The organism is Pseudomonas sp. PvP028 (assembly GCF_017832255.1).
GTDB lineage: Bacteria > Pseudomonadota > Gammaproteobacteria > Pseudomonadales > Pseudomonadaceae > Aquipseudomonas > Aquipseudomonas syringae.
The window spans coordinates 5,748,624-5,769,315 of record NZ_JAFIBL010000001.1; the positions used below are offsets into that span (position 1 = coordinate 5,748,624).

Annotated in this window: 16 protein-coding genes and 1 tRNA gene; 9 read left to right on the forward strand and 8 right to left on the reverse strand. The window is 54.4% G+C overall.

Annotation, left to right across the window (positions count from 1 at the left end):
* Positions 1-266 precede the first annotated feature (266 nt).
* Complete coding sequence (locus JOE34_RS24565; RefSeq protein WP_024665188.1) at positions 267-1,697, reverse strand: IS1182 family transposase; 1,431 nt, start codon at positions 1,695-1,697, stop codon at positions 267-269.
* Between the two features lie 453 nt (positions 1,698-2,150).
* Here JOE34_RS24565 and JOE34_RS24570 point away from each other — a divergent pair, with 453 nt between their 5' ends.
* The 6 genes from JOE34_RS24570 to JOE34_RS24595 all read left to right on the forward strand — a co-directional run bounded on the left by JOE34_RS24570 (position 2,151) and on the right by JOE34_RS24595 (position 10,861).
* Positions 2,151-2,483 carry a transposase gene (locus JOE34_RS24570; protein ID WP_003317539.1) on the forward strand — a complete coding sequence of 111 codons (333 nt, stop codon included), beginning with the start codon at positions 2,151-2,153 and terminating at the stop codon, positions 2,481-2,483.
* The gene (tnpB, locus tag JOE34_RS26020) at positions 2,480-2,815 is read left to right on the forward strand and encodes an IS66 family insertion sequence element accessory protein TnpB (RefSeq protein ID WP_004409766.1); all 336 of its coding nucleotides are present in this window, start codon (positions 2,480-2,482) and stop codon (positions 2,813-2,815) included. Before JOE34_RS24570 ends, tnpB begins: the two co-directional genes overlap by 4 nt.
* Before the next feature lie 83 nt (positions 2,816-2,898).
* Positions 2,899-4,425, forward strand: a complete 1,527-nt coding sequence (locus JOE34_RS24580; RefSeq protein WP_003317542.1) for an IS66-like element ISPsy43 family transposase — start codon at positions 2,899-2,901, stop codon at positions 4,423-4,425.
* 286 nt (positions 4,426-4,711) lie between these two features.
* Entirely contained in the window at positions 4,712-6,748 is a 2,037-nt protein-coding gene (locus JOE34_RS24585) for a methyl-accepting chemotaxis protein (RefSeq protein ID WP_007247619.1), read from the forward strand.
* A gap of 532 nt (positions 6,749-7,280) precedes the next feature.
* Positions 7,281-9,134: a hypothetical protein gene (locus tag JOE34_RS24590; RefSeq protein ID WP_046266432.1), complete on the forward strand. Its 1,854-nt coding sequence runs from the start codon at positions 7,281-7,283 to the stop codon at positions 9,132-9,134.
* Complete coding sequence (locus JOE34_RS24595; protein WP_046266431.1) at positions 9,131-10,861, forward strand: hypothetical protein; 1,731 nt, start codon at positions 9,131-9,133, stop codon at positions 10,859-10,861. The genes JOE34_RS24590 and JOE34_RS24595 overlap by 4 nt, the downstream gene beginning before the upstream one ends.
* A 160-nt stretch (positions 10,862-11,021) precedes the next feature.
* On the opposite strand, the gene umuC is transcribed toward JOE34_RS24595, so the two are convergent.
* Positions 11,022-12,302: a translesion error-prone DNA polymerase V subunit UmuC gene (umuC, locus tag JOE34_RS24600; RefSeq protein ID WP_046266430.1), complete on the reverse strand. Its 1,281-nt coding sequence runs from the start codon at positions 12,300-12,302 to the stop codon at positions 11,022-11,024.
* Positions 12,289-12,723 carry a S24 family peptidase gene (locus tag JOE34_RS24605; protein WP_046266429.1) on the reverse strand — a complete coding sequence of 145 codons (435 nt, stop codon included), beginning with the start codon at positions 12,721-12,723 and terminating at the stop codon, positions 12,289-12,291. Before JOE34_RS24605 ends, umuC begins: the two co-directional genes overlap by 14 nt.
* 113 nt (positions 12,724-12,836) lie before the next feature.
* Between JOE34_RS24605 and JOE34_RS24610 the strand changes: the two genes are divergently transcribed.
* From JOE34_RS24610 to JOE34_RS24620, 3 genes are all read left to right on the forward strand, one after another.
* Positions 12,837-13,529, forward strand: coding sequence for an SOS response-associated peptidase family protein (locus JOE34_RS24610; protein WP_046266428.1), 693 nt, complete (start codon positions 12,837-12,839; stop codon positions 13,527-13,529).
* Positions 13,530-13,946: 417 nt separating this feature from the next.
* The gene (mobH, locus tag JOE34_RS24615; RefSeq protein ID WP_183132968.1) at positions 13,947-15,863 is read left to right on the forward strand and encodes a MobH family relaxase; all 1,917 of its coding nucleotides are present in this window, start codon (positions 13,947-13,949) and stop codon (positions 15,861-15,863) included.
* Complete coding sequence (locus JOE34_RS24620) at positions 15,860-17,281, forward strand: site-specific integrase (protein WP_046266426.1); 1,422 nt, start codon at positions 15,860-15,862, stop codon at positions 17,279-17,281. Before mobH ends, JOE34_RS24620 begins: the two co-directional genes overlap by 4 nt.
* Positions 17,282-17,688: 407 nt before the next feature.
* On the opposite strand, the gene JOE34_RS24625 is transcribed toward JOE34_RS24620, so the two are convergent.
* The 5 genes from JOE34_RS24625 to pal form a co-directional block, all read right to left on the reverse strand.
* Positions 17,689-17,764: transfer RNA gene (locus JOE34_RS24625), tRNA-Lys, on the reverse strand.
* 63 nt (positions 17,765-17,827) lie between these two features.
* Entirely contained in the window at positions 17,828-18,517 is a 690-nt protein-coding gene (gene queC / locus JOE34_RS24630; protein WP_003422119.1) for a 7-cyano-7-deazaguanine synthase QueC, read from the reverse strand.
* A 1-nt stretch (position 18,518) separates the two neighbouring features.
* Positions 18,519-19,166 carry a 7-carboxy-7-deazaguanine synthase QueE gene (queE, locus tag JOE34_RS24635; protein ID WP_011267001.1) on the reverse strand — a complete coding sequence of 216 codons (648 nt, stop codon included), beginning with the start codon at positions 19,164-19,166 and terminating at the stop codon, positions 18,519-18,521.
* A gap of 171 nt (positions 19,167-19,337) precedes the next feature.
* Positions 19,338-20,156 (reverse strand): tol-pal system protein YbgF, encoded by an 819-nt coding sequence (ybgF, locus tag JOE34_RS24640; RefSeq protein ID WP_004418664.1) that lies wholly within the window; start codon positions 20,154-20,156, stop codon positions 19,338-19,340.
* Positions 20,157-20,162: 6 nt separating this feature from the next.
* Complete coding sequence (gene pal / locus JOE34_RS24645) at positions 20,163-20,666, reverse strand: peptidoglycan-associated lipoprotein Pal (protein WP_003314369.1); 504 nt, start codon at positions 20,664-20,666, stop codon at positions 20,163-20,165.
* Positions 20,667-20,692 lie beyond the last annotated feature (26 nt).

The following is a 20,692-nucleotide window of genomic DNA, read 5'->3' on the forward strand; positions in this document are numbered from 1 at the left end:
CTGAGCAAGCACTGATTGAGCAATCGTTGAAAATGGGGCAGATTTATTATGCACCTCTAAGCGTCCGCTCTTGGCCGATTGCTGCCCGTCACGAATGGCCGCATTCGGCCCAGAGTGTGTAAAAACGCGCTGATGCACTGTCGGCGCGCAGCGCTGACGGTTGTTAGCTGAGTAATTGCTCACAACAAGTCCTGCGGATCATCACGAGGGTCTGGGAGCCCCTAGCGCCGCTTCTACCTTGCTGGGTGGCCAAAGTACAGACCTCTTCAGGCCGACAGCGCCTTCATTAAACCGCTGGTACCGAGAATTTTCATGACTCGTTTCAAGTTGTAGGCGAGGACGTTCAAGCTCATCTCCGCACTTACTCCGTTCAGCTTTCGTGTCAGGAAATGTGTGGCGCCCATCCATTGTTTGAGTGTCCCGAAGGGATGCTCGACCGTACGCTTGCGGACTCGCATCATGTCCGGCGCGTTGCTCAGCCTGTTCTGCATTTCCTCCAATACGGCTTCATGCTCCCATCGCCGAACTCGCCGTTGCTTGCTCGGTGTGCACTTCGATTTCAGCACGCATCCCTGGCAGTTAGAACTCCAGTAACGGTGCAACTTCAGGCCTTTTTCAACGCTGGAAAAGCGCCAGATCAACGCCTCTCCAGCGGGACAAATATATTCGTTTTTTGCCGCGTCATAGAGAAAGGCATCGTTATTGAAACGCCCGTCAGCTTTGGCTCCAGAGGTCATCGGCTTGGGCACATAGGCCGTGATACCTGCATCGTGACAAGCCAGGACTTGTTCGCTTTTGAAGTAACCTCGGTCAGCCACTATCGACAACGTATCTGACGCCATAGCCTCGCGGGCCTGCTTGGCCATCGAACTGAGTTGATCGCGGTCGGAACCGACGTTGGTAACCTCATGGGCAACGATCAAATGGTGCTGGGTATCGACCGCTGTCTGCACGTTGTAACCGACGATTCCAGTGCCGCGCGTCATCATGGAACGGGCATCTGGATCGGTCAGTGAGACCTGTTTATCTGGTGATTCGTTGAGCTGAGTTTCAATGGCCTGCAACTCTTTCATTTGAGCTTTGAGCTTGTCGATTTTCTCTTGCAGACGAGCAGCCTTGGGCTGAGCGACCGAGGGTTCTTGCCGATCGGTTTCGTCGAGCGCAGTCAGGTACCGATTGATACTTGATTCAATTTCTTCCATCCGCCGTTTCAGCTTGGCGCTGGTGAAATTGCGGTCGCGGTTATTGACGGCCTTGAATTTACTGCCGTCGATGGCGACCAGATTTTCTTCGAACAGTCCTAGCTGCTGGCACAGCACCACGAACTGGCGGCAGACACCTCGGATGGCCTTGCTGTTGTCTTTTCGGAAGTTGGCGATGGTCTTGAAATCGGGCATCAAACGCCCAGTCAGCCACATCAGCTCGACGTTGCGTTGGGCTTCTCGTTCAAGACGCCGGCTCGATGGAATGCGGTTCAGATAGCCGTAGATGTAGATCTTCAGCAGGACCGAGGGATGGTAAGCCGGCCGGCCTGTATCAGCAGGTAAGGCGCCCTCGAAACCTAGTTTGACCAGGTCCAGTTCGTCGACAAAGATGTCGACTACGCGCACCGGATTGGCATCCGTGACGTAATCGTCGAGGCTCGCGGGAAGGAAGGTTTCTTGGCCTCGATGTTCACCTTGGATAAAGCGCTTCATGGGCGATCCCTTCGATGAAATCCTCAGAAATCATAGCAGGGCTAAGAGCGGTGTTTCTGTTCAGATATTGATGCGTTTTTCAACTGCCTGTAGTTGCCTTATCGGGTCCCAACCACTCGGCGAAGCTTGAGCTTTGCTCCACCAAAGCATTCCTTTAGAGATCCATAATCTCCGCAAATCAGCATGAGCAGATGTTGCGTCATCATAGCCGAACTGCGTACCGCAGGACGGGCACATGCCAAACGAAGAGCAGCCAACCTCATCGTATGGAGGCTCTTCAAGCCCGGGGTATCCACAAACCGGACAAAGATATGAAACGTTGCTTGCAATCATCCAACCCCCAGATTTCTGTAACCGTCCGGGCAACACACCTTCCTGACACCGTCGCTTGAGGCGATGGTGTCCACCCAAATATAGGTGGACACCATTTTTAGCCTTTTTAAGCGGACGCCCATGCCACAAGAACGCCGTTCCTATTCCAAGTCCTTCAAGGCCCAGGTCATTGCTGAGTGCGCCCAACCTGACACTTCAATTGCCAATGTCGCCTTGACCCACAACCTCAATGCAAACCTCGTCCATAAATGGATTCGGGTGCATGCACAGAAAAACCTGACACTTCAAACCGCCTTCATCCCGGTCAAGACATCGCCGCCGGTGCCGATGCATCAGGCCCTTCCTGCCACGATCCGAATCGAAGTGCCGCATTCAAAAGGCGTAGTCGTGGTGAGTTGGCCGGCAGAAAATGCAGCGGCGTGTTCTGCTTTCCTGCGAGACCTGCTGCGATGATCCGCATCGACTCCATCTGGCTTGCCACCGAGCCCATGGACATGCGCGCAGGCACTGAAACTGCGCTGGCGCGGGTCGTGGCGGTGTTCGGTGCGGCGAAGCCGCACTGTGCTTATCTGTTTGCCAACCGTCGTGCCAATCGCATGAAAGTGCTGGTGCATGATGGCTTGGGGATTTGGCTTGCTGCCCGGCGCTTGAATCAAGGACGTTTTTTTTGGCCGGGCGTGCGGCACGGCTCTGAAGTCGAGTTGGATGCAGAGCAACTTCAAGCCTTGGTGCTCGGCTTGCCTTGGCAACGCGTCGGTTCCGGAGCAGCCATCACGGTGCTCTAATTCGCCTGCCATGGCCTGCTTGCCAGCGCAATTGGCCCATCAGTCTATCGCCGCCACTAGCCCTTTCTGGCAAAATCGGCGGCATGACTTCGCATCCGAATCTCGATCAATTAAACCCTGAAGAACTGCGTGCCTTGGCGGCGCAGTTGATCCAGCGCGTCGAGACGATGGACAAGCAAATCACTCATCACAAATCGGTCAACGAGAAGCTGGCCCACGAGATCGCGCTGCTCAAACGCTTCAAGTTTGCCAAGCGCAGCGAGCAGTTGAGCCCGGATCAAGCCAGCCTGCTCGACGACTTGATCGATACGGATATCGCCGCTATCGAAGCCGAGTTTGAGGCGCTGCAACCGGCACCTGTCGAAGCCAAAGTGCGCCAGCAACCCAAGCGCGCACCGCTGCCACCGCAGTTTCCTCGCACACTGATCCATCACGAACCGGACAACAGCCACTGCCAATGTGGCTGTGCCCTCAAACGCATCGGCGAAGACGCCAGCGAAAAGCTCGACTACACGCCCGGCGTGTTCACAGTCGAACGCCACATCCGTGGAAAGTGGGCCTGCGAACAGTGCGAAACACTGATCCAGGCGCCGGTACCGGCGCACGTCATCGACAAAGGCGTCCCGACCGCAGGCCTGCTGGCCCACATCATGGTGGCCAAGTTTGCCGACCATCTGCCGCTGTATCGCCAAGAGAAAATCTTCGGCCGCGCCGGGCTGCCCATCGCCCGTTCGACCTTGGCGCAGTGGGTGGGCAACTGCGGCGTGCAATTACAGCCGCTGGTTGATGCGCTGCGCGAAGCCGTGCTGACGCACGACGTCGTTCACGCCGACGAGACGCCGGTACAAATGCTGACGCCTGGTGCGAAAAAAACTCATCGCGCTTACGTCTGGGCCTATGCCACCAGTCAGTTCTCCAACCTGGCGGCGGTCGTTTACGACTTCAGCCCGAGCCGCGCTGGCGAACATGCCCGAGCCTTCTTGGGCAGTTGGAACGGCAAGCTGGTCTGCGATGACTTTGCCGGCTACAAGGCAGGCTTTGAACTGGGCGTTACGGAGATCGGCTGCATGGCCCATGCCCGCCGGAAGTTCTTCGACTTGCACGTGACCAACAAGAGCCAGGTCGCCGAAAAAGCGCTGAACTACATCGCGGCCTTGTACGAAGCTGAACGAGAAGTCCGAGAGCTGGAGCCGGGTGATCGGCAGCGAATACGGCAGGAAAAAGCAGCGCCAATCGCCGACGCACTTCATACCTGGATGATCGCCCAAAGACAGCTTGTGCCTGAGGGTTCGGCCATCGCCAAGGCGCTGGATTACAGTCTCAAACGCTGGATAGCGCTGACGCGCTATCTCGATGACGGTGCCGTGCCCATCGATAATAACTGGTGCGAGAATCAAATCCGGCCGTGGGCTCTTGGGCGTTCGAACTGGCTGTTCGCGGGATCGTTACGCAGCGGTAAACGTGCAGCGGCGATCATGAGTTTGATCCAATCGGCGCGACTCAACGGCCATGATCCGTATGCTTATTTGAAGGACGTCCTCACGCGCCTGCCGACGCAGCGGGCAAGTGAGATTGCGGAGCTACTACCGCATAGGTGGCGACCGGTTTAGTTGCGCAAGACGGGATGCCCGGACGCACCTCCAACTGGTGCCATTACCGGTCTACTCAGCCTTTATGCTGGTTATCCATGCATTCCTCCCTACAGCTTCGCCCGGTTCAGCCGATAGTTTTCGTACCAAGAGAAGCGCGGCAATTCGATCCTGTAACAAAGGAGAGTAAGCGGCTTTTGAGGAAGATCTCTTGGAATGCTTTCATTACCTCATAACCATAAATGAGAGATGGGCACTTTTTAACGCCTAAGAAAGCACTCACAGACCTTGAGTGATCGAGAACCCGATGAATTTATTAGCGCCTGCCCTGTTCGTTACCAACCGTGTTCGATTCCCCATGAAATTCGCAATTTTGGGATTTATTGTCCTGATTCCTCTGCTCCTGCTAGGCACCCGGGCGATGCTTTCACTGAACACGAGCATCACGGGCATCAAGCATGAACAGGTGGGTCAACAATACTTGTTGGACGTCACCCCTATCCTGCGTCTAACCATGATTCAGAGGGCGCTGACACACGGCATGCTCAGCGGTGACACCAACGCAGTAGCCAATGCAGCACGCAATGCTGAAAAGCTTAACGATGCCTATGCGACTCTTGCTGCGCAGGACGCAAAATTTAGCACCCAACTGGCAACGACAGACCGAGTTCAGACGTTGCGTACCGCTAGTGTGCAGCTGGTTGAACGCGCCAAAGCAGGCGAAGCACCTTTGGTGATCTTTTCCGCGTGGAACGACCAGTTAACCGACCTAATGAATTTCGTTTACTACATTACGGCCACTTCCGGCATGATTTTGGACGAAGACGCAGGTTCGTTGTACCTCATCGATCTGAGCTCTATACGTCTGCCTCGGCAAATAAATCTGGTCGGACAGATTCGCGGTCTGGCCAGCGGTTTTAGCGCTGACCGTCCTCTGGACGACACCACTCGTATTTTTGCCCAGACTTTGTTGAAACAGGAGCTGCTAATGCGTCAAGAGTTGCAGCAGAGCCTTTCCCTGCTTCGCCGAGAAGAGCCGAAATTATCTGGTGTAGTTCAGCCGTCTGTAACAACAGCCATTACCGACCTGGAAAATCTGCGTAAAGACCTGGTGGACTACCTTGATCCGAGCAAGCGCTCAAACGTGAATGCCAACACCTTGGGCGAGCGTGGAAACGCCGTCGTTGCTCAGTTTTACAAAGCTCAGGATCAGATGCAGGAATCGCTGCGAATTCGAATTGATGAGCGTCTGAATACACTGAGTAATGAGCGTACTTTCGGCACTGAGCTATTTATCGCCATTGCGATACTGCTGCTCTATGCGTTCGTCGGCATCTACAAGGCTCTGCGGATTGGGGTTGATGAGCTCCTAGCTGTGACGGCACGTATTGCTCAAGGCGATCTGAGCGCGCGCGTCCGAATCAACAGCCACGATGAAATCGGTGATGTAGGCGAGGGACTTAACCGCATGGTAACGGCCTTCTCTGGCTCACTGAGCCAGGTGGAGCGTAGCTCGCATTCAGTCTCAGATGCGGCAAAGCGACTAGAGATCTCCATAGGCCAAGCCAAAGCCTCAATGAACTCACAACAGGCTGAAACCGAGCAGGTTGCTACTGCCATCAACGAAATGACCGCGAGCGTTGCCGACGTGGCCCAGAATACCGAGGGCGCAGCACGTGCCGCTGAATCTGCAAGCAGTGCGTCTAACGACGGCTTGAAAGTTATGATTGAAACAAGTGCCGCTATTGAGGCGTTGGCCAACGAAGTGGAGCTCAGTGCAAGCAAAGTCGAAGCGTTAGCGACACACAGCAAAGAAATCGGTGGTGTCATCGAGGTCATCAGTACCATCGCGGATCAGACTAACCTGCTGGCCCTCAACGCGGCCATCGAGGCGGCGCGAGCTGGCGAGCAAGGCCGTGGTTTCGCGGTCGTGGCTGACGAAGTGCGGACTCTGGCCTCGCGCACACAAAACTCCACAGAAGAAATTCGACGGATCATCCAACAGTTGCAAGGCGCTACTGATGCCGCTGTTCAACAGATGAAAGCTGGGCAAACCCGAGCTAGGGAATGCATTCAGGCAGCGAGCCAAGCGTCTGGCAGCCTGAACCAGATCAATGAAGCAGTAGACGGAATTGTGGGCATGAACACTCAGATTGCAAGTGCGGCGGTGCAGCAACATTCGGTCTCAGAGGATATCAATCGCAACGTCATCGGCATTCGAAACAGCAGCTTAATCGTCATGGAAGGCGTAGAGGACAACGCCGTAACGGCTGACGAGCTTTCATTGCTCGCTAATGAACTTCGCAGCGTAGTCGGCAAGTTTAAGTTATCCAGCAACGCTTGAAAGGAATCTCAAGCGTTTCAATTGTTGATAGCACGAGAAAGTGCTTTGATCGGGTCTGACTGGGGTGATGATGCCCGGCAGTCCCTGATCGACATTGAGGGCTGAGCTTCATCGTTGCGCAATCTCGTAAAACAATAGGGCCAGCTACGCTAGATGACTTGCCCGGACGGTTACAGATTTCTAGCCTCTAGCCCACGTTGTCGGCGTACCTGCTGATTTCCGGAATCTTATACTGAATCTGAGCAACTGATGTCTGACTTGGGCTGAGTAGGAAAAAACACTAGAGTGGAAGCCGCTAACAAGGGTTTTGACACACTCTGGGCCAAAAGCGGTCATCCGCCACCGCCAGCTATTAACCCAAGCCGTGTAAAAAAACGTAGACTCCGTTTTGAAGTCCTCGTTTCACAGCGCTGGCATATATGGAGTGGTCGCGGCGCAGACGCGCTACCTCAGACGACGCAATGCCATTCCCAGCCTACCCTCGCTACCGATAGAATTTGCCAACAAGTTGCGCCCCACTGAGGAGCCACGGATGATCCTTCCCACCCTCGCAGATGTCGTCGAGCTAGCTAAAAATGGAGCGCTGCTAGAGGCCGTTTTCAGCGATCGTTGGCAATGTCGGTATCAGCACTTCGATGCGATTGCTCAACTACTTGCCGATGCCCACAACGAGGGGAGTTTCGATCTACTTGACACTCTCTCTACCAGCGGCCTGGCCTCTTTTAGTGGCTTTAAGGGTTATCAAGGGCGAAGGATCTACAGCTTAGCCATAGAGCGCCTAGACACCTCTGCAACAGCTTTACTGCCATCACTCAGGATCCTCGCAGCCCAAGCGGACGGTGAACCTCACGAGGCTACTGAAACCTTTCGAAAGTGGTGCAGTGCCTCGCCGAACAGACCGAGGGAGCTAATTGCTCTCGTCGACTCTGGAGAGCTGGATGTCTGCGACTTCTATAGCTTGCACATTGCCATTCGCAACGGCCTAAAAGCGGATCTGCCCTACTTCACTGAACGGGCCTACGCGTTGATTGAGAATGGCACGGCTGTTGAGAAAGCTCAGGTTATCCAGGCTTTATCCTCCCCGCCATTTCACGATAACGCCCAATGGAGCCGAGCATTGGATGTGCTTGGGAAGTCAGCTGTAACGGAGTCTGACGATGAGGTTCGTAGTGCACTGGTAAGAACGCTATTGAGTTTCACAGAGTCGATTCCACAGCATTTCGCAATGGAGCTTGAAGAGCTGGCTGGCCAGGCCTCTCATCCGACCACATCAAAGGTTGCTCACCATCTTGCCTACGCACTCGCTTTCAGTTTCAAGGACATTGCACCTTCGTTAAGGGCAATGCTGCTGGCGCAGCTCGGAGCCATCCAGCTGGAAGTTCAAACTCAAAAGCTTGTGGACCTTGGCTTGGCAAACCTCGTAAAAGCAGGCGGCGCCGATGAAGCTCGCGCTTTCATCACTAACCTGCTTCTGCAACCGGGCTCCAATCTCCGGTTTGAGCTTTTCGATTCAACTATCCGAAATCTCATTGACGGCCCTGTCCAGGACTTCGAGACCTGGATTGTCGACTGGCTGAGGACAGCACCTAACTCGCTGTGCAGAGAAATGAATGAAGGCTTCTTTAGTAACAAGGAGGAGTACACGTTCCGGCTGGAATTCACCCTGTTCAATTTTACGAAAAGCGAATATGCGTTCATAGCTCGCAGAGCGACGGCGGTCTTCTTCATGAACCCTGCAATCGCTGCCAGCTTTCTGGTCAATTTAGGGCGATGCGCTCAGCGTAAGAGCATCGACTCCACGCTCGCACACGTTGATCAGCCCTGTTCTGAGCAAACTCAAGAGCCGCCAAGCGAATCGCAAGGATCTGAAGATTGGGATACCGAAGTGAGCGATCTACTGTTCGATCCGCTGCTAATCAATTACACCAGTGCCCAAAAGCATCTTCAGCCCATTGCCGACGACACCAATGACAAAGCCGCTCCGATGGTAAAGCGCGCGCTCAACAGTCTTAAGCAGTACTGCGATGAAATTGAGAAGGTTGGGTTTATCGTCGAACTCCGGCCCTCTGAGCGCGAAAAACAGTTAGAGGGTCAGCGTCGTTCTGACGCCATGAATGATGCGATGCGGGCGAGTCGGAAAGACTCACCCTTTGCCGGCATTTTTGCCGAGAGCATTCTCCTTTATGGAAACGGGATGGTGACATGGATCGAGGACAGCCTGAGCTCCAACGATGGCGACGAGCAGGGCGATAGCCAACCTAGGCGCTTGGAGCGTCCACTCGCAAGCATTAGCCACAGCGTTGAGTTGCCGCGCGAAGTGATTCTCGAACCCATCGGTTTGCAGATGAAGTTGCTGAGTCTTCAAAACGTAGGTAAACCAGAATGAAGCTCGTATTCAGGGAATATCTCGCCTCTCTCCGAGAACGCCGCGAGCTTGACGTAGTGCTACCTGACTTACTCAGCGAGTTAGATTTTAACGTGATTTCGCGCCCCTCGGTTGGAACGCGTCAATACGGGGTGGACGTCGCTGCTGTGGGGAGTGAACTCGACCCGCAAACCGGTATCTCGGAGGAGAAGCTATTTTTATTCTCCATCAAGCAAGGTGATCTAACTCGCAACGATTGGGACGGTACAACGCAGGCGCTAAGGGGCTCAATCAACGAAATCACGGATTTCTATATTCCCGTTCGGATTGCCGAGCAATACAAGCACATGAAAGTGGTTATCTGCCTGTGTTTCGGGGGGGAAATACATGAGGCTATCCAGGATATTGTAACGCAGTACATCAAAATAAAGACGAATGAACGCGTTTCCTTTCAGATCTGGAACGGGGATTTACTGGCCGGAAAGCTAACCCAGGGTGTGCTACAGCAGCAGTTGGTCGACGAGCGCCTGCGCAGTAGTTTTCAGAAATCGGTCGCGATGATCGACGAGCCGGATATTGCCTACCAACATTTTTGCAACCTGGCGAAGGGGTTGTTGGGCGGTGAAGACCTGAAACCACAGTCACGGCTAACCAGCGTGAGGCAGGTCTACATTTGCTTGTGGGTACTATTCGTCTGGGCACGTGCCGCGGGCAATCTGGAGGCCCCCTATCGGGCCAGCGAACGCGTCATCCTGTTAGCCTGGGAACACATCAAGGTGCACATTGATGCCAAGCAGCAGAAGAAAATTTCGGACGACATGGGTTGCACGTTCGCAGCGCTCGTGGATCTTCACTTCCAAATCTGGGACGAGTTCTTAGGCAAAAAGGTTTTGCCCTACGTTCATGTGCGACATGGCATCTCTGCGGCGGTGAACACCTCGACATCAGTCGACATCAGTCTCAAACTATTCGAGACATTGGGACGGATCGCTCAGCGCGGCCTTTGGTTGCTTTGGCAGATAAGCGGTAATGACACAGTCCCTCAGCGATGCCTGAAAACTGAGGCAGGCGACCCATCCAAATTCGACGAGGCCTCCAAGCTGGCCTCACAGATCAGTCATCTGATCAGCAACAATCGGAGCTTACTAAGCCCGATCGCAGATGAGCAGTCGATCGACATAGGCGTCGCGCTGACCTTCCTCTCCATGATGGAAAAATGGCAGCCGTTTGCAGTCGACTACTGTGACCACCTACTCGAAAACTACCGATTCACCTACTGGACACATGGTGGTTACCCAACAATCGATGCGAGCTATCGAAACCTGATCAGCCACCCCAGAGAATCCACTGAGACCTATCGTAAAGGTCAAACCAAAGGTAGTACTTTGATCCCGCTCCTGATGGTCTGGGCAACATCGCGAGGCGAAACAAAGAGAACCAGAGAATTCGCAGCCTTCGCTAAGGAGTCTCTCAAGCATTGCACCATGCAGGCTTGGTTGCCAGGGGGAAATAGTGAGGAGAAGTTGTATAGAGGTATATCGGGGCATGGCCTAGCACTAACCGACATTCCCGTAACTGCGGACGGCGCGGCGGCGATCAAAATGCTCAACTCCGAGGTTTCGAGAGATGGGCATCTAATGACGCTGTCAGCTGTGAAACATGGGCACTGGCCAATTCTGGTTATGGCTTGTAGGCATTACCGGTTACCACTGCCGCCTCACCTGTGGTTGCCGCTCCTTACTCCCTAGACTCTTAGACTACCTGCGGTCCACCGAGAACGACCGCTATGGGTCGACTCCTGCCGGTCAAGGCGCGCCCATTGCGCGGCTCAGATCCGATGCAATCAATTGGTCAAGTCGAATGCAAATGGGTGGTCAAGTCCATGCGATTACGCACGTTACAGAGCTACTAGAGACTTTTCACCTCCCACAGCTGATCGAGCCTAGTCGTATAACTTTGACTCATCAGCTCGCGACGCATAGCCCACTCTGGATTGGAAGGAACACTCCCAGCTCGTAGGGTCCCTCTGCCCCAGCGTGTATTGATCTCGTCCAGGACTCCCATGACCTTCTCCGAAGATGCCGGCTGCGAAGCAGCGAACATGTCATCCGTAAATTCGCCAGGCTGTCTCAGATCCAGCAACAGAACCTCAGCTTTGCTGTACTTGAACCCCGGTCGAAACAAACGATTCACTGCCTCAGTCGCCGCCCTGGTCATCAAGCGCACGTCGTTGGTGGGGTATGGCAATTCAACCAAAGCGCCGTTGGCGTACTTGGCTTCTTCCGGATTGAACATGCCGGTACGGATGCTGACGCGGATCTTCTTGCACAGCGAGTTTTGAGAACGGAGCTTCTCGGCCGCACGCTGAGTGTAGGTGGCCACCGCCTCTTTGATAGGCTGAATGGTGGTTAGCCGTTTTCCGAGCATTCGGCTGCAACAGATCTCCTGCTTGGGTGGTGCAGCTTCGCCCAGCTCCAGGCACGAAGTACCTGCCAGCTCACGTGCGGTCTTTTCAATGACCACGCTGAACCGGTCGCGCAGAGTACGCGGGTCGGCCGTTGCAAGGTCCATTGCGGTGCGGATGTTCATCGCCTCCAGGTGGGCATTCATCTTCTTCCCTACCCCCCAGACCTCTGAGACCGCCGTATTACGCAGTACCCAGTTGCGGTTATGCAGGTCGCAAATGTCTACAACACCGCCTGTATGGGATAGCAGTCGCTTAGCAGTGTGGTTTGCCAGCTTGGCGAGCGTTTTCGTAGGACCGATACCCACACCCACAGGAATACCAGTGCATTTAAGAATGTTCGCCCGGATGCGTCGACCGAACGCTGTGAGATCGCCAGGGACCCCGGTGAGGTCTGCAAACGCCTCATCGATGCTGTAGACCTCGGAGGCTGGCACCATCGACTCGATGATCGACATGACACGCTCGCTCATGTCGCCATAGAGCGCGTAGTTGCTGCTGAACACCTTTATGCCGTTGCGGCGCAACACCTCTTTGATCTGAAAATAGGGAGCCCCCATTTTCACAAATGGCTTGGCGTCGTAGCTACGGGCGATGACGCAACCGTCGTTATTGCTGAGTACCACGATGGGCGTTTTCTCCAGATCTGGACGAAAAACACGCTCGCAGCTGGCATAGAAGCAATTGCAATCGATAAGCGCGAAGACAGCCTCATGCTTTTCCATGACGGCGCATGCTGTAGTTCACTACGCCCCAGATGACGAGGTTGTCACCCTCCAGGATGTGCTTGGACGGGTAGGCACTATTTTCGGATTGAAGTTTGACAACCCCATCCATAATGAAGAGCCGCTTGCAAATCGGTTCCGAATTATTAAGCGCTGCCACAACGATCTCTCCATGCTCGGCAGTGCGACTGCGATCAACGACGATCAAATCCTTATCAAAAATACCTGCCCCAATCATGCTGTCTCCGAGAATTTTCGCCAGGTAGACATGCGGTGCCCGTACCTCGGCCAGTTCGTCTAGAGACACGTGCTTCTCGATGTAATCGACAGCGGGAGAAGCAAACCCAGCTGGCACCTGAAATGAGTAGAGCGGTAGCTTGATACCCCCTTCAGACAACGGACCAAGAATGACTACGCTCATGATGAAGACCTTTCTATAAAGTTAGCTGTATAGATATACAGTTAACTCTTTGGCCAGCGCGCGGTCAATCGTACTGAAAGGCATTTTCGACGAGTGACATTAGGGGTGACATCATGTGCGGACGCTACTCGATCTACGAATCCATGGACCACTATCTCAAGGACCTTGCCCCAGAGCAGATCGTGATCAATGGATACGATCTCCTGCCCATAGAGCGCTACAACGTGGCTCCTAGCACTCGGGTTGAGATCATCCGTCCCACCGAGGAGGGTCTGAGTGTCGACAAGGTTCGTTGGGGGTGGGAGCCTTTCTGGGGGAAAGGCAAACGACCAGCCCCAATCAACGCTCGAGTCGAAACCGTAATGACGGGAAAGTTCTTCAAAGAGCTCTGGCCTACCGGACGGGCAGTTGCCCCAGCAAACGGTTGGTTTGAATGGGTGAAGGACCCGGATGACCCCAAGAAAAAGCAGCCCTACTTCATCCGTCTCAAGAGTAAAAAGCCTATGTTCTTCGCGGCATTGGCCCAGGTCCACAGAGGGCTTGAGCCGCATGATGGCGACGGGTTTGTCATCATCACGTCGGCAAGCGACTCGGGCATGGTGGACATTCATGATCGCCGCCCGGTGGTACTGACGGCAGAAGATGCGCGGGCATGGCTTGATTCCAGAACTACACCGCAGAAAGCCGAAGCGTTGGCAAAAGAGCACTGCAGGATTGTTGACGATTTTGAATGGTTCCCGGTTGATCGCGCAGTGGGGAACGTGCGGAATCAAGGACCGGAGCTCATCCAGCCCGTTGAGCTTTGACTGCCCCACGCCTTTGACTTCTACCCGACCAACGGCTGTCCGTATTCGTCTGCCCCAGGTAATTCGCACCGAAAGGGCGAAATGGGCTGAAGCAAATGGCAAAGCGAAGGGTTTGAATGGAATGGGGGAATAAGGGTAAGTGCCTTACCAGAAAAGGCCGGCGAGTCCGCCGGAAATGGATGCCGAAAGGGTACGAGAGGCGGCCTCCATAAAAATGAATTTCATAAAAAATGTTACTTAACAGATACTTGGAGGCTACATTTTTCCACGCAAGCGTGGCAACATCCGATTACTGACACTGCTTGGATCCCACCCAATCAGGTGGCGTCTTATGCATAGAACCTTTCCAGTGCGGATATAGGTTTCGACTTGTCACGCTGAGCCATATAGAGCAAAAGGCCCACCAATGACTTCATCATAGGTGCCTATATGCTCAGTTTCTTCACGCGAAGAAAAGCGTCTCCGATATCGTCCAATGCTGCTGCAGGCTTTTTCAAACCAGAATCTCCCGACGCGTTGCTGTCGACTTCCCGACGGCGCCAGTTGATTGAAAACATCTGGCAGCGGACCTCTCTGCCGCGTGAGCAGTTCGAGACCCTTTACATGCAGGCATTCAAGAGCTATGCAGCCTTGGTGCAGCATCTCCCTGCCTCTGAGAATCATCACCATGCATATCATGGTGGCATGCTGGATCACGGTCTTGAGATCGTCGCCTACGCGCTGAAGATACGGCAAATGTATCTGCTCCCCATTGGAGCACCGCCCGAGTCGCAGGCGGCCCAGTCAGAAGCATGGTCTGCAGCATCCGCCTATGGTGCGCTCGTCCACGACCTGGGCAAGATTGCGGTAGACGTCAAGGTTGAACTCGCAGATGGCACTATCTGGCATCCATGGCACGGGCCTCTGGATCAGCCATACCGCTTCAAGTACGTGAAAGGTCGAGACTATCGGTTGCATGGAGCAGCTTCGTCGCTGATCTACTCCAATGTGATTCCGGCGAAGGCATTGGACTGGCTCAGCGGGTTTCCCGAGCTCTGGTCTCAACTCGTGTTCGCGTTCGCAGGTCAGTATGAGCATGCCGATATCCTTGGTGAAATTGTCTCCCAAGCTGACCAGGCTTCTGTGGCACAGGAACTCGGAGGCAATCCTGGCCGAGCTATGTCAGCGCCCAAGCAGTCGATCCAACGGCAACTGGCTGAAGGCCTGAGGATGCTCGTGGCGGATAAATTCAAGTTGAATCAGCCGGACGGTCCCTCAGACGGATGGCTGACTCAGGAAGGCTTGTGGCTCGTCAGTAAGCCAGCTGTAGATCAGCTCAGAGCACTTCTGCTGTCTCAGGGTATCGAACACATCCCCTCGTCCAACGCCCCAATGTTCAATCTGCTCCAGGATCAAGCGATCATTCAGCCCAACGGAGAGGGAAAAGCCATTTGGAAGGCCAGCATCGATAATGGTCGTGGCTGGAAGAACACGTTCACAGTGCTGAAAATAGCGCCGGCACTGATCTGGCCAAACACCACTGATAGACCTGAGACGTATACCGGCACGCTGACCGTGGAATCTGCACCAATGGCGGATGACAACGAGCAAGTTCCTACTGGAGGCGACGAATCTCAACCGGTGAACAGCAAAAATACGCCTGAAGCATCAGCATCAGGAGCGCGTCCTGCAACTAAGCAAGCACCTGCTGCAGCAAAAGATTTTGATGCGCTGGACGAGCTGCTGGATCTGTTCCCCGACCCGGTAGCGACAGCACCGACTCAACCAGCACCCGAGCCGGTAGACGATGATGATCAGATTCCATTTTTGCCCCCTCCTCCGGCAGCTATCAGTCTTAGCCAACCTCGGCAGCTTGTGGGTATCAAGGCAACGAACGACAAAGCTCCGGTCGAAGAGCCGGCAAAAGTCTCGCCGGAAAGTAGCTCAAGCCACGGCTTTAATTTCCTCACCTGGCTGAAGGGGGGCGTGATCTCCCACAGGATCATCATCAATGACGCCAAGGCTCGTGTGCATACCGTGGATGGCACTGCGTTCCTGGTGAGCCCGGACATATTCAAACGTTACGCACTTGAGCACCCAGACATAGAGCGTGAGGCTAAAGAGCGGGATCTGGAAGCTTGGCAGGTCGTTCAGCGTTCTTTTGAGAAGCTGAAAAAACATCGAAAGACTGGCGCAGGCCTGAACATCTGGACATGCCTGGTCAAAGGACCACGAAAAAGCAAGCAACTGCGGGGCTATCTGCTCATAGAGCCTACCGACGTTTTCAGCGAGGTGCCCTATGACAACCCGGTCATCAGCTTGGCAGAATTGGTAGACAAGGACACATCTGAATGAAACCGATGACGCTTCCGGAACTGACCCAGGAGTACATCCTCACCCATGACCTTCGTCCTGACACAGTAAAGATTTACAGAGCGGCTACGAAAGCGTACGTGAACTTTTTTGGCGAATGCCTAGCCTGCGAAACCACTCATCGAGACATGCTCGAATGGCGCCGATCGGAACTGGCAAGGATCTCCAAGCGGAGCTGGAATACTTACTCAAGCCATCTGCGGACGGTGTACAGGTACGCAATGGAGCACGGGCTTGTCGAGCTGAAAGTAAATCCGCTAAAGGATACCCGTGTCATGCCTACCAAACGTCCGAAGAAGACGATTGGCAACGACGTCATTGTTCGGGCACGCAACTGGCTAAGGTTTCTCGTACAAGAGGAACTATCGACTGGAAAACGATCAGAGATCACTCCAGCATGGTTCTGGCTGGCAGTGTTTGAAACCTTCTATTACACAGGCATAAGACTCAACGCGCTGCTGTGCTTAAGGTACGAAAACGTAGATCTGGGACAGAGACTGATAAGAGTGAGGGGAGAAACAGAGAAAACGCACCGGGAGTTTATGATTCCAATACCTGATGGACTGATGCCGCATTTGGTGCTGGTGATGGACACAGCCAAGAAGGTTGGCTTTTCTGGTACTGACCAAGTTTTCAATATCAACAGATTCTCCGGTCATTACACGCGGGAGTATATGAACTCTGATCAGGTGGAGGCCATGTACAAAAAGCTGACCAATATGACTGGCACGCGCATGACACCGCACCGCTTCAGGCACACGATAGCCAGCGAACTGATGAGGCAGCCCGAGCGTAATATTCACATCACAAAGAATCTTCTGAATCATTCAAATATAGCAACGACGATGGAGTACATAGAACCAGACTACGATCTGATGCGAGAAGTTATGAATGAAAGAGGTCAACAACAGGTCAAAATCAATTATCTAGTTAGACCGATAATCCCCAAAAGTTCAGGCCCTGCGGCTGGCAGCGCAGTACCGCGGGTGAGCTTGGTATCTGGGACAGAGCTGCAACCGGCGGCGACCGAATCGAGTGAGGCCAAAAAAGCCGACGATACGGCCTCCAATCCCCCTGTAGCGGAGCGTCTCGAACTGATGTCGACCGCACCTTTGGTCAATGTATTAAAATCCACACCAGTTTCTGTTCATAGCGAGCCCGTCACCTCAAACGAGGCCAAAGCGCAGGCATTGAGTTTGATATCGGACGCACCGGAGACGGAATATGAGTTCGGCGAATTGGAGGATATTGCTCGCTGGATCAGGGAAAATGCTGCTGGAGAGATGGTTGTTAAGATTGCAGCCGAAGAAGACATAGGCACAATCAGCGAAGGCAAAGCATCTATTCAATCGCCCGACGGCTATTACAGGATCCCTTGGAGCAGTGGATCTGTAAAGTGAGTCGACGGTGCGGCGGATCCCTAAATGCCATCATCATGAGCGCTCGCCAGAGCATGTATTCAGTTTCAGTAAACGTGCAAGATAGCCGATAACAGCCACGCACTGCGTCAGGATGAAAAATATGCGTGGCCTCCAGTAGCTCTGAAGCTGCACTCCGCCTTGCAATTTGACATCACGGCTTACCGGCGCTATGTTTCGCGACAGACGGCTGCTTGTCTGGGTGCGCATCGCGCTCAAACGGTATCGCCTGCCTTAAGCTTCGAAAGACTAGCCAGCTGCCTTACAGATCGTTGCCTCAATGCCGTGACGGAAGCCCAATCAGCTACCCCACCTCAGGCCGGATAATCTGCAAGGCAAAAAAAAAACCTGGAAATCCGCATTTTCATGGGCCTTCCAGATTTTCGAAATGGTGGGTCGTGTGGGATTCGAACCTACGACCAATTGGTTAAAAGCCAACTGCTCTACCAACTGAGCTAACGACCCGCTGTTGTGTGGCGCGTATATTACTGATTTTTATCAGTAATTCAACACCTTTTTTAAAAAACTTTAAAAATAACGAGTCGGGTCTGCGATACCGGCGGCAGTAAAGCCCTCTGCGCGCAAGCGACAGCTGTCGCATTTGCCACAGGCACGGCCGTGGTCGTCAGCCTGGTAGCAGGAGACCGTCAGCGAGTAATCGACCCCCAACGCGGTGCCTGCCTTGACGATGTCCGACTTGCTCAAATTCTGCAGCGGCGCCCTGATGGTGAAGCCCTGCCCTTCCACACCGGCCTTGGTAGCCAGATTGGCCATGCGCTCGAACGACTCGACAAACTCGGGACGGCAATCCGGGTAGCCCGAGTAATCCACGGCATTGACGCCAATGAAGATATCCCGCGCGCCCAGGACCTCTGCCCAGCCAAGGGCGAGCGAGAGGAAGACGGTGTTGCGTGCCGGTACGTAGGTGACCGGAATGCCTTCAGAAGGCGACTCAGGCACCGCAATGGAGCTGTCGGTCAATGCCGAGCCGCCAATACCGTTGAGGTTCAGGCCGATGACCTTGTGCTCCACGGCACCGAGATCACCAGCAACGCGTGCAGCGGCATCCAGTTCGGCGCGATGACGCTGGCCGTAATCGAAGCTCATGGTGTAACAGACGTAACCCTCGGCACGGGCCATGGCTACGACGGTCGCAGAGTCCAGACCACCTGACAGGAGGATCACGGCTCTTTTTTCAGTCTTGGTCAATTCACTCATATCAGCGCCCCGGCTCGTCATCCCAAAGAATTTTATGCAACTGCATCTGCAGGCGTACCGGCAGGTTGTCAGCCACGATCCAGTCCGCCAGATCGCGACCCTTGAGTTCGTGGTGACTGGCCGAGAACAGAACTTCGCCCGCACGACGATCGAGGCCGTACTGAATCAGCTTGGAAACGGCCCAGTCGTAATCTTCACGCGAGCAGATCACGAATTTGACCTGATCGTTGGCCGTCAGCAGCTCCATGTTCTCGTAGCGGTTACGCGAGACTTCTTTTGACCCTGGGGTCTTGAGGTCTACTACGCGACTGACACGAGGATCCACCGCCGAGATATCCAAAGCACCACTGGTCTCCAGAGACACTTCATAGCCCGCGTCGCAAAGACGCTTCAGCAACGCAATGGCATTGGGCTGGGCGAGCGGCTCGCCGCCGGTGACGCAGACGTAGCGAGGGCGATAGGAGGCCACTTGCCCAAGAATGTCGTCCAGCGTCTGAATGGTGCCGCCGCTGAACGCGTAGGCACTGTCGCAGTACTGACAGCGCAAAGGGCAGCCGGTAAGGCGAACGAATACGGTGGGCAGGCCAGCCGTACGGGTTTCACCCTGCAACGAGTGAAAGATTTCGGTGATGCGTAATGTGTCTTGCATATCAGCCACGGGCGTAACAGCTAAACAGGCCGTCCGCCTCCGTCAGGCACTTCAAGGGACTCGGCAATCGCGGAATCCAGAAAAGCGTAAGGTGTACCGGAATTTCGGGTGCGAGATTCTAACGAAAAAAGCCGCGACTAGCGCGGCTTTCTTGATCAGCGGGTCAGAACATCAAAGGCGCTGAAGATCTCGTTGCGCCAATTGTGCAGCTGAAGTGCCCGGATACTGGGCAACGACCTGCTGCAATATGCCTTTTACCTTATCGGTATGACCCAGACGGCGTTCGACATCAGCCAGCTTGTACAGCGAATCAGGCACCTTGGCATGCTTCGGATACTGCTGACTGACTTTGGCGAACGCCTGACCAGCGCCCTGAAGGTCGCCTTTGGCCAGGTTTACTTCACCCAGCCAGTATTGGGCGTTGCCCGCATACGAGCTGTTTGGGTATTTGCGCAGGAAAGCGGTGAAGGCCTGACTAGCCTTGTCGAAATCCTTTGCCTTGATCAAGTCGAAGGCTGCTTCGTAATAAAGCTTTTCCTTCGCCGGATCAGGAGGCTCAGTGCCTGCTGCCGGTGCCTGCTGAGCCGCTGAGGCCGAAGGCGTCCCGCCGGCGTCGATAGCGCCACCAGCAGGTTGGGAATTATTGGTAGCCGGAGCGGCTGCGCCACTGGCTATACGTTGATCGAGTTCCTGATAACGCTCCAGAGCTTCCTGCTTCATGCGCTGGATGTCATTTTGCTGGACCTCGACAACACCGCGCAAACGCGCGATTTCGTCCTGCATTTGCTGCAGCTGCATGAACAGCTGACCTTGTGCCGAGGCAGGGGCCGTAACCCCTCCCCCGGCATAGGCGCCGGACGTGCCATAACCCGCTGGCGGATAACTGCTGCTGCCAGAGCCAGAATTGTTATCGACCACAGGTGCCGCACCCAACGCTGAAAGCGGAAGGGCGAGGGCCAAAACGGTTAGAGCACGTCGGCACGTTCGCATGTCAAATTACTTACGCAGTTCGACGCGACGGTTTTGAGCCCAAGACTGCTCGTCGTTGCCGGTAGCAACTGGACGCTCTTCGCCGTAGGAAACCAGTTCCAGCTGAGCTGGGGAAACACCTTGCAGTACCAGGTAGCGCTGAACGGCTTTCGCACGACGCTCACCCAGTGCCATGTTGTACTCGCGAGTACCACGTTCGTCGGTGTTACCTTCCAGAACAACGCGAGCGCCGTTAGCTTTCAGGTCTTTGGCGTGCACGTCCAGGGAGCGCATGGCTTCTGGCTTCAGGTCCGAACTGTCGTATTCGAAGTAGAAGGTGGTGATTGCGCGCAGAGCAGCTTCTTCGCTCAGGGAGCCGTCAACAGCACCCGAGTTGGCGCCGTAACCAGCGTTAGGATCAACAGCAGCACCGCCTGCACCGGCATTGTCGCCGCCTTTGGACGAGCAACCTACAGCTACAGCCATGGCCAGAGCCAGCGCAGCAAATTTACCAAACTTCAGCATTTCCATCTTGAAACTCCTAATGAACCCCAGTG

Coding starts and splice junctions, on each gene's coding strand:
- JOE34_RS24565 (WP_024665188.1), bottom strand. CDS start 1,697: ATGAAGCGCTTTATCCAAGGTGAACATCGAGGCCAAGAAACCTTCCTT.
- umuC (WP_046266430.1), bottom strand. CDS start 12,302: ATGGAAAAGCATGAGGCTGTCTTCGCGCTTATCGATTGCAATTGCTTC.
- ybgF (WP_004418664.1), bottom strand. CDS start 20,156: ATGCGAACGTGCCGACGTGCTCTAACCGTTTTGGCCCTCGCCCTTCCG.
- JOE34_RS24585 (WP_007247619.1), top strand. CDS start 4,712: ATGAATTTATTAGCGCCTGCCCTGTTCGTTACCAACCGTGTTCGATTC.
- JOE34_RS24595 (WP_046266431.1), top strand. CDS start 9,131: ATGAAGCTCGTATTCAGGGAATATCTCGCCTCTCTCCGAGAACGCCGC.
- pal (WP_003314369.1), bottom strand. CDS start 20,666: ATGGAAATGCTGAAGTTTGGTAAATTTGCTGCGCTGGCTCTGGCCATG.
- queC (WP_003422119.1), bottom strand. CDS start 18,517: ATGAGTGAATTGACCAAGACTGAAAAAAGAGCCGTGATCCTCCTGTCA.
- tnpB (WP_004409766.1), top strand. CDS start 2,480: ATGATCCGCATCGACTCCATCTGGCTTGCCACCGAGCCCATGGACATG.
- JOE34_RS24570 (WP_003317539.1), top strand. CDS start 2,151: ATGCCACAAGAACGCCGTTCCTATTCCAAGTCCTTCAAGGCCCAGGTC.
- JOE34_RS24580 (WP_003317542.1), top strand. CDS start 2,899: ATGACTTCGCATCCGAATCTCGATCAATTAAACCCTGAAGAACTGCGT.
- JOE34_RS24605 (WP_046266429.1), bottom strand. CDS start 12,723: ATGAGCGTAGTCATTCTTGGTCCGTTGTCTGAAGGGGGTATCAAGCTA.
- JOE34_RS24590 (WP_046266432.1), top strand. CDS start 7,281: ATGATCCTTCCCACCCTCGCAGATGTCGTCGAGCTAGCTAAAAATGGA.
- JOE34_RS24610 (WP_046266428.1), top strand. CDS start 12,837: ATGTGCGGACGCTACTCGATCTACGAATCCATGGACCACTATCTCAAG.
- JOE34_RS24620 (WP_046266426.1), top strand. CDS start 15,860: ATGAAACCGATGACGCTTCCGGAACTGACCCAGGAGTACATCCTCACC.
- queE (WP_011267001.1), bottom strand. CDS start 19,166: ATGCAAGACACATTACGCATCACCGAAATCTTTCACTCGTTGCAGGGT.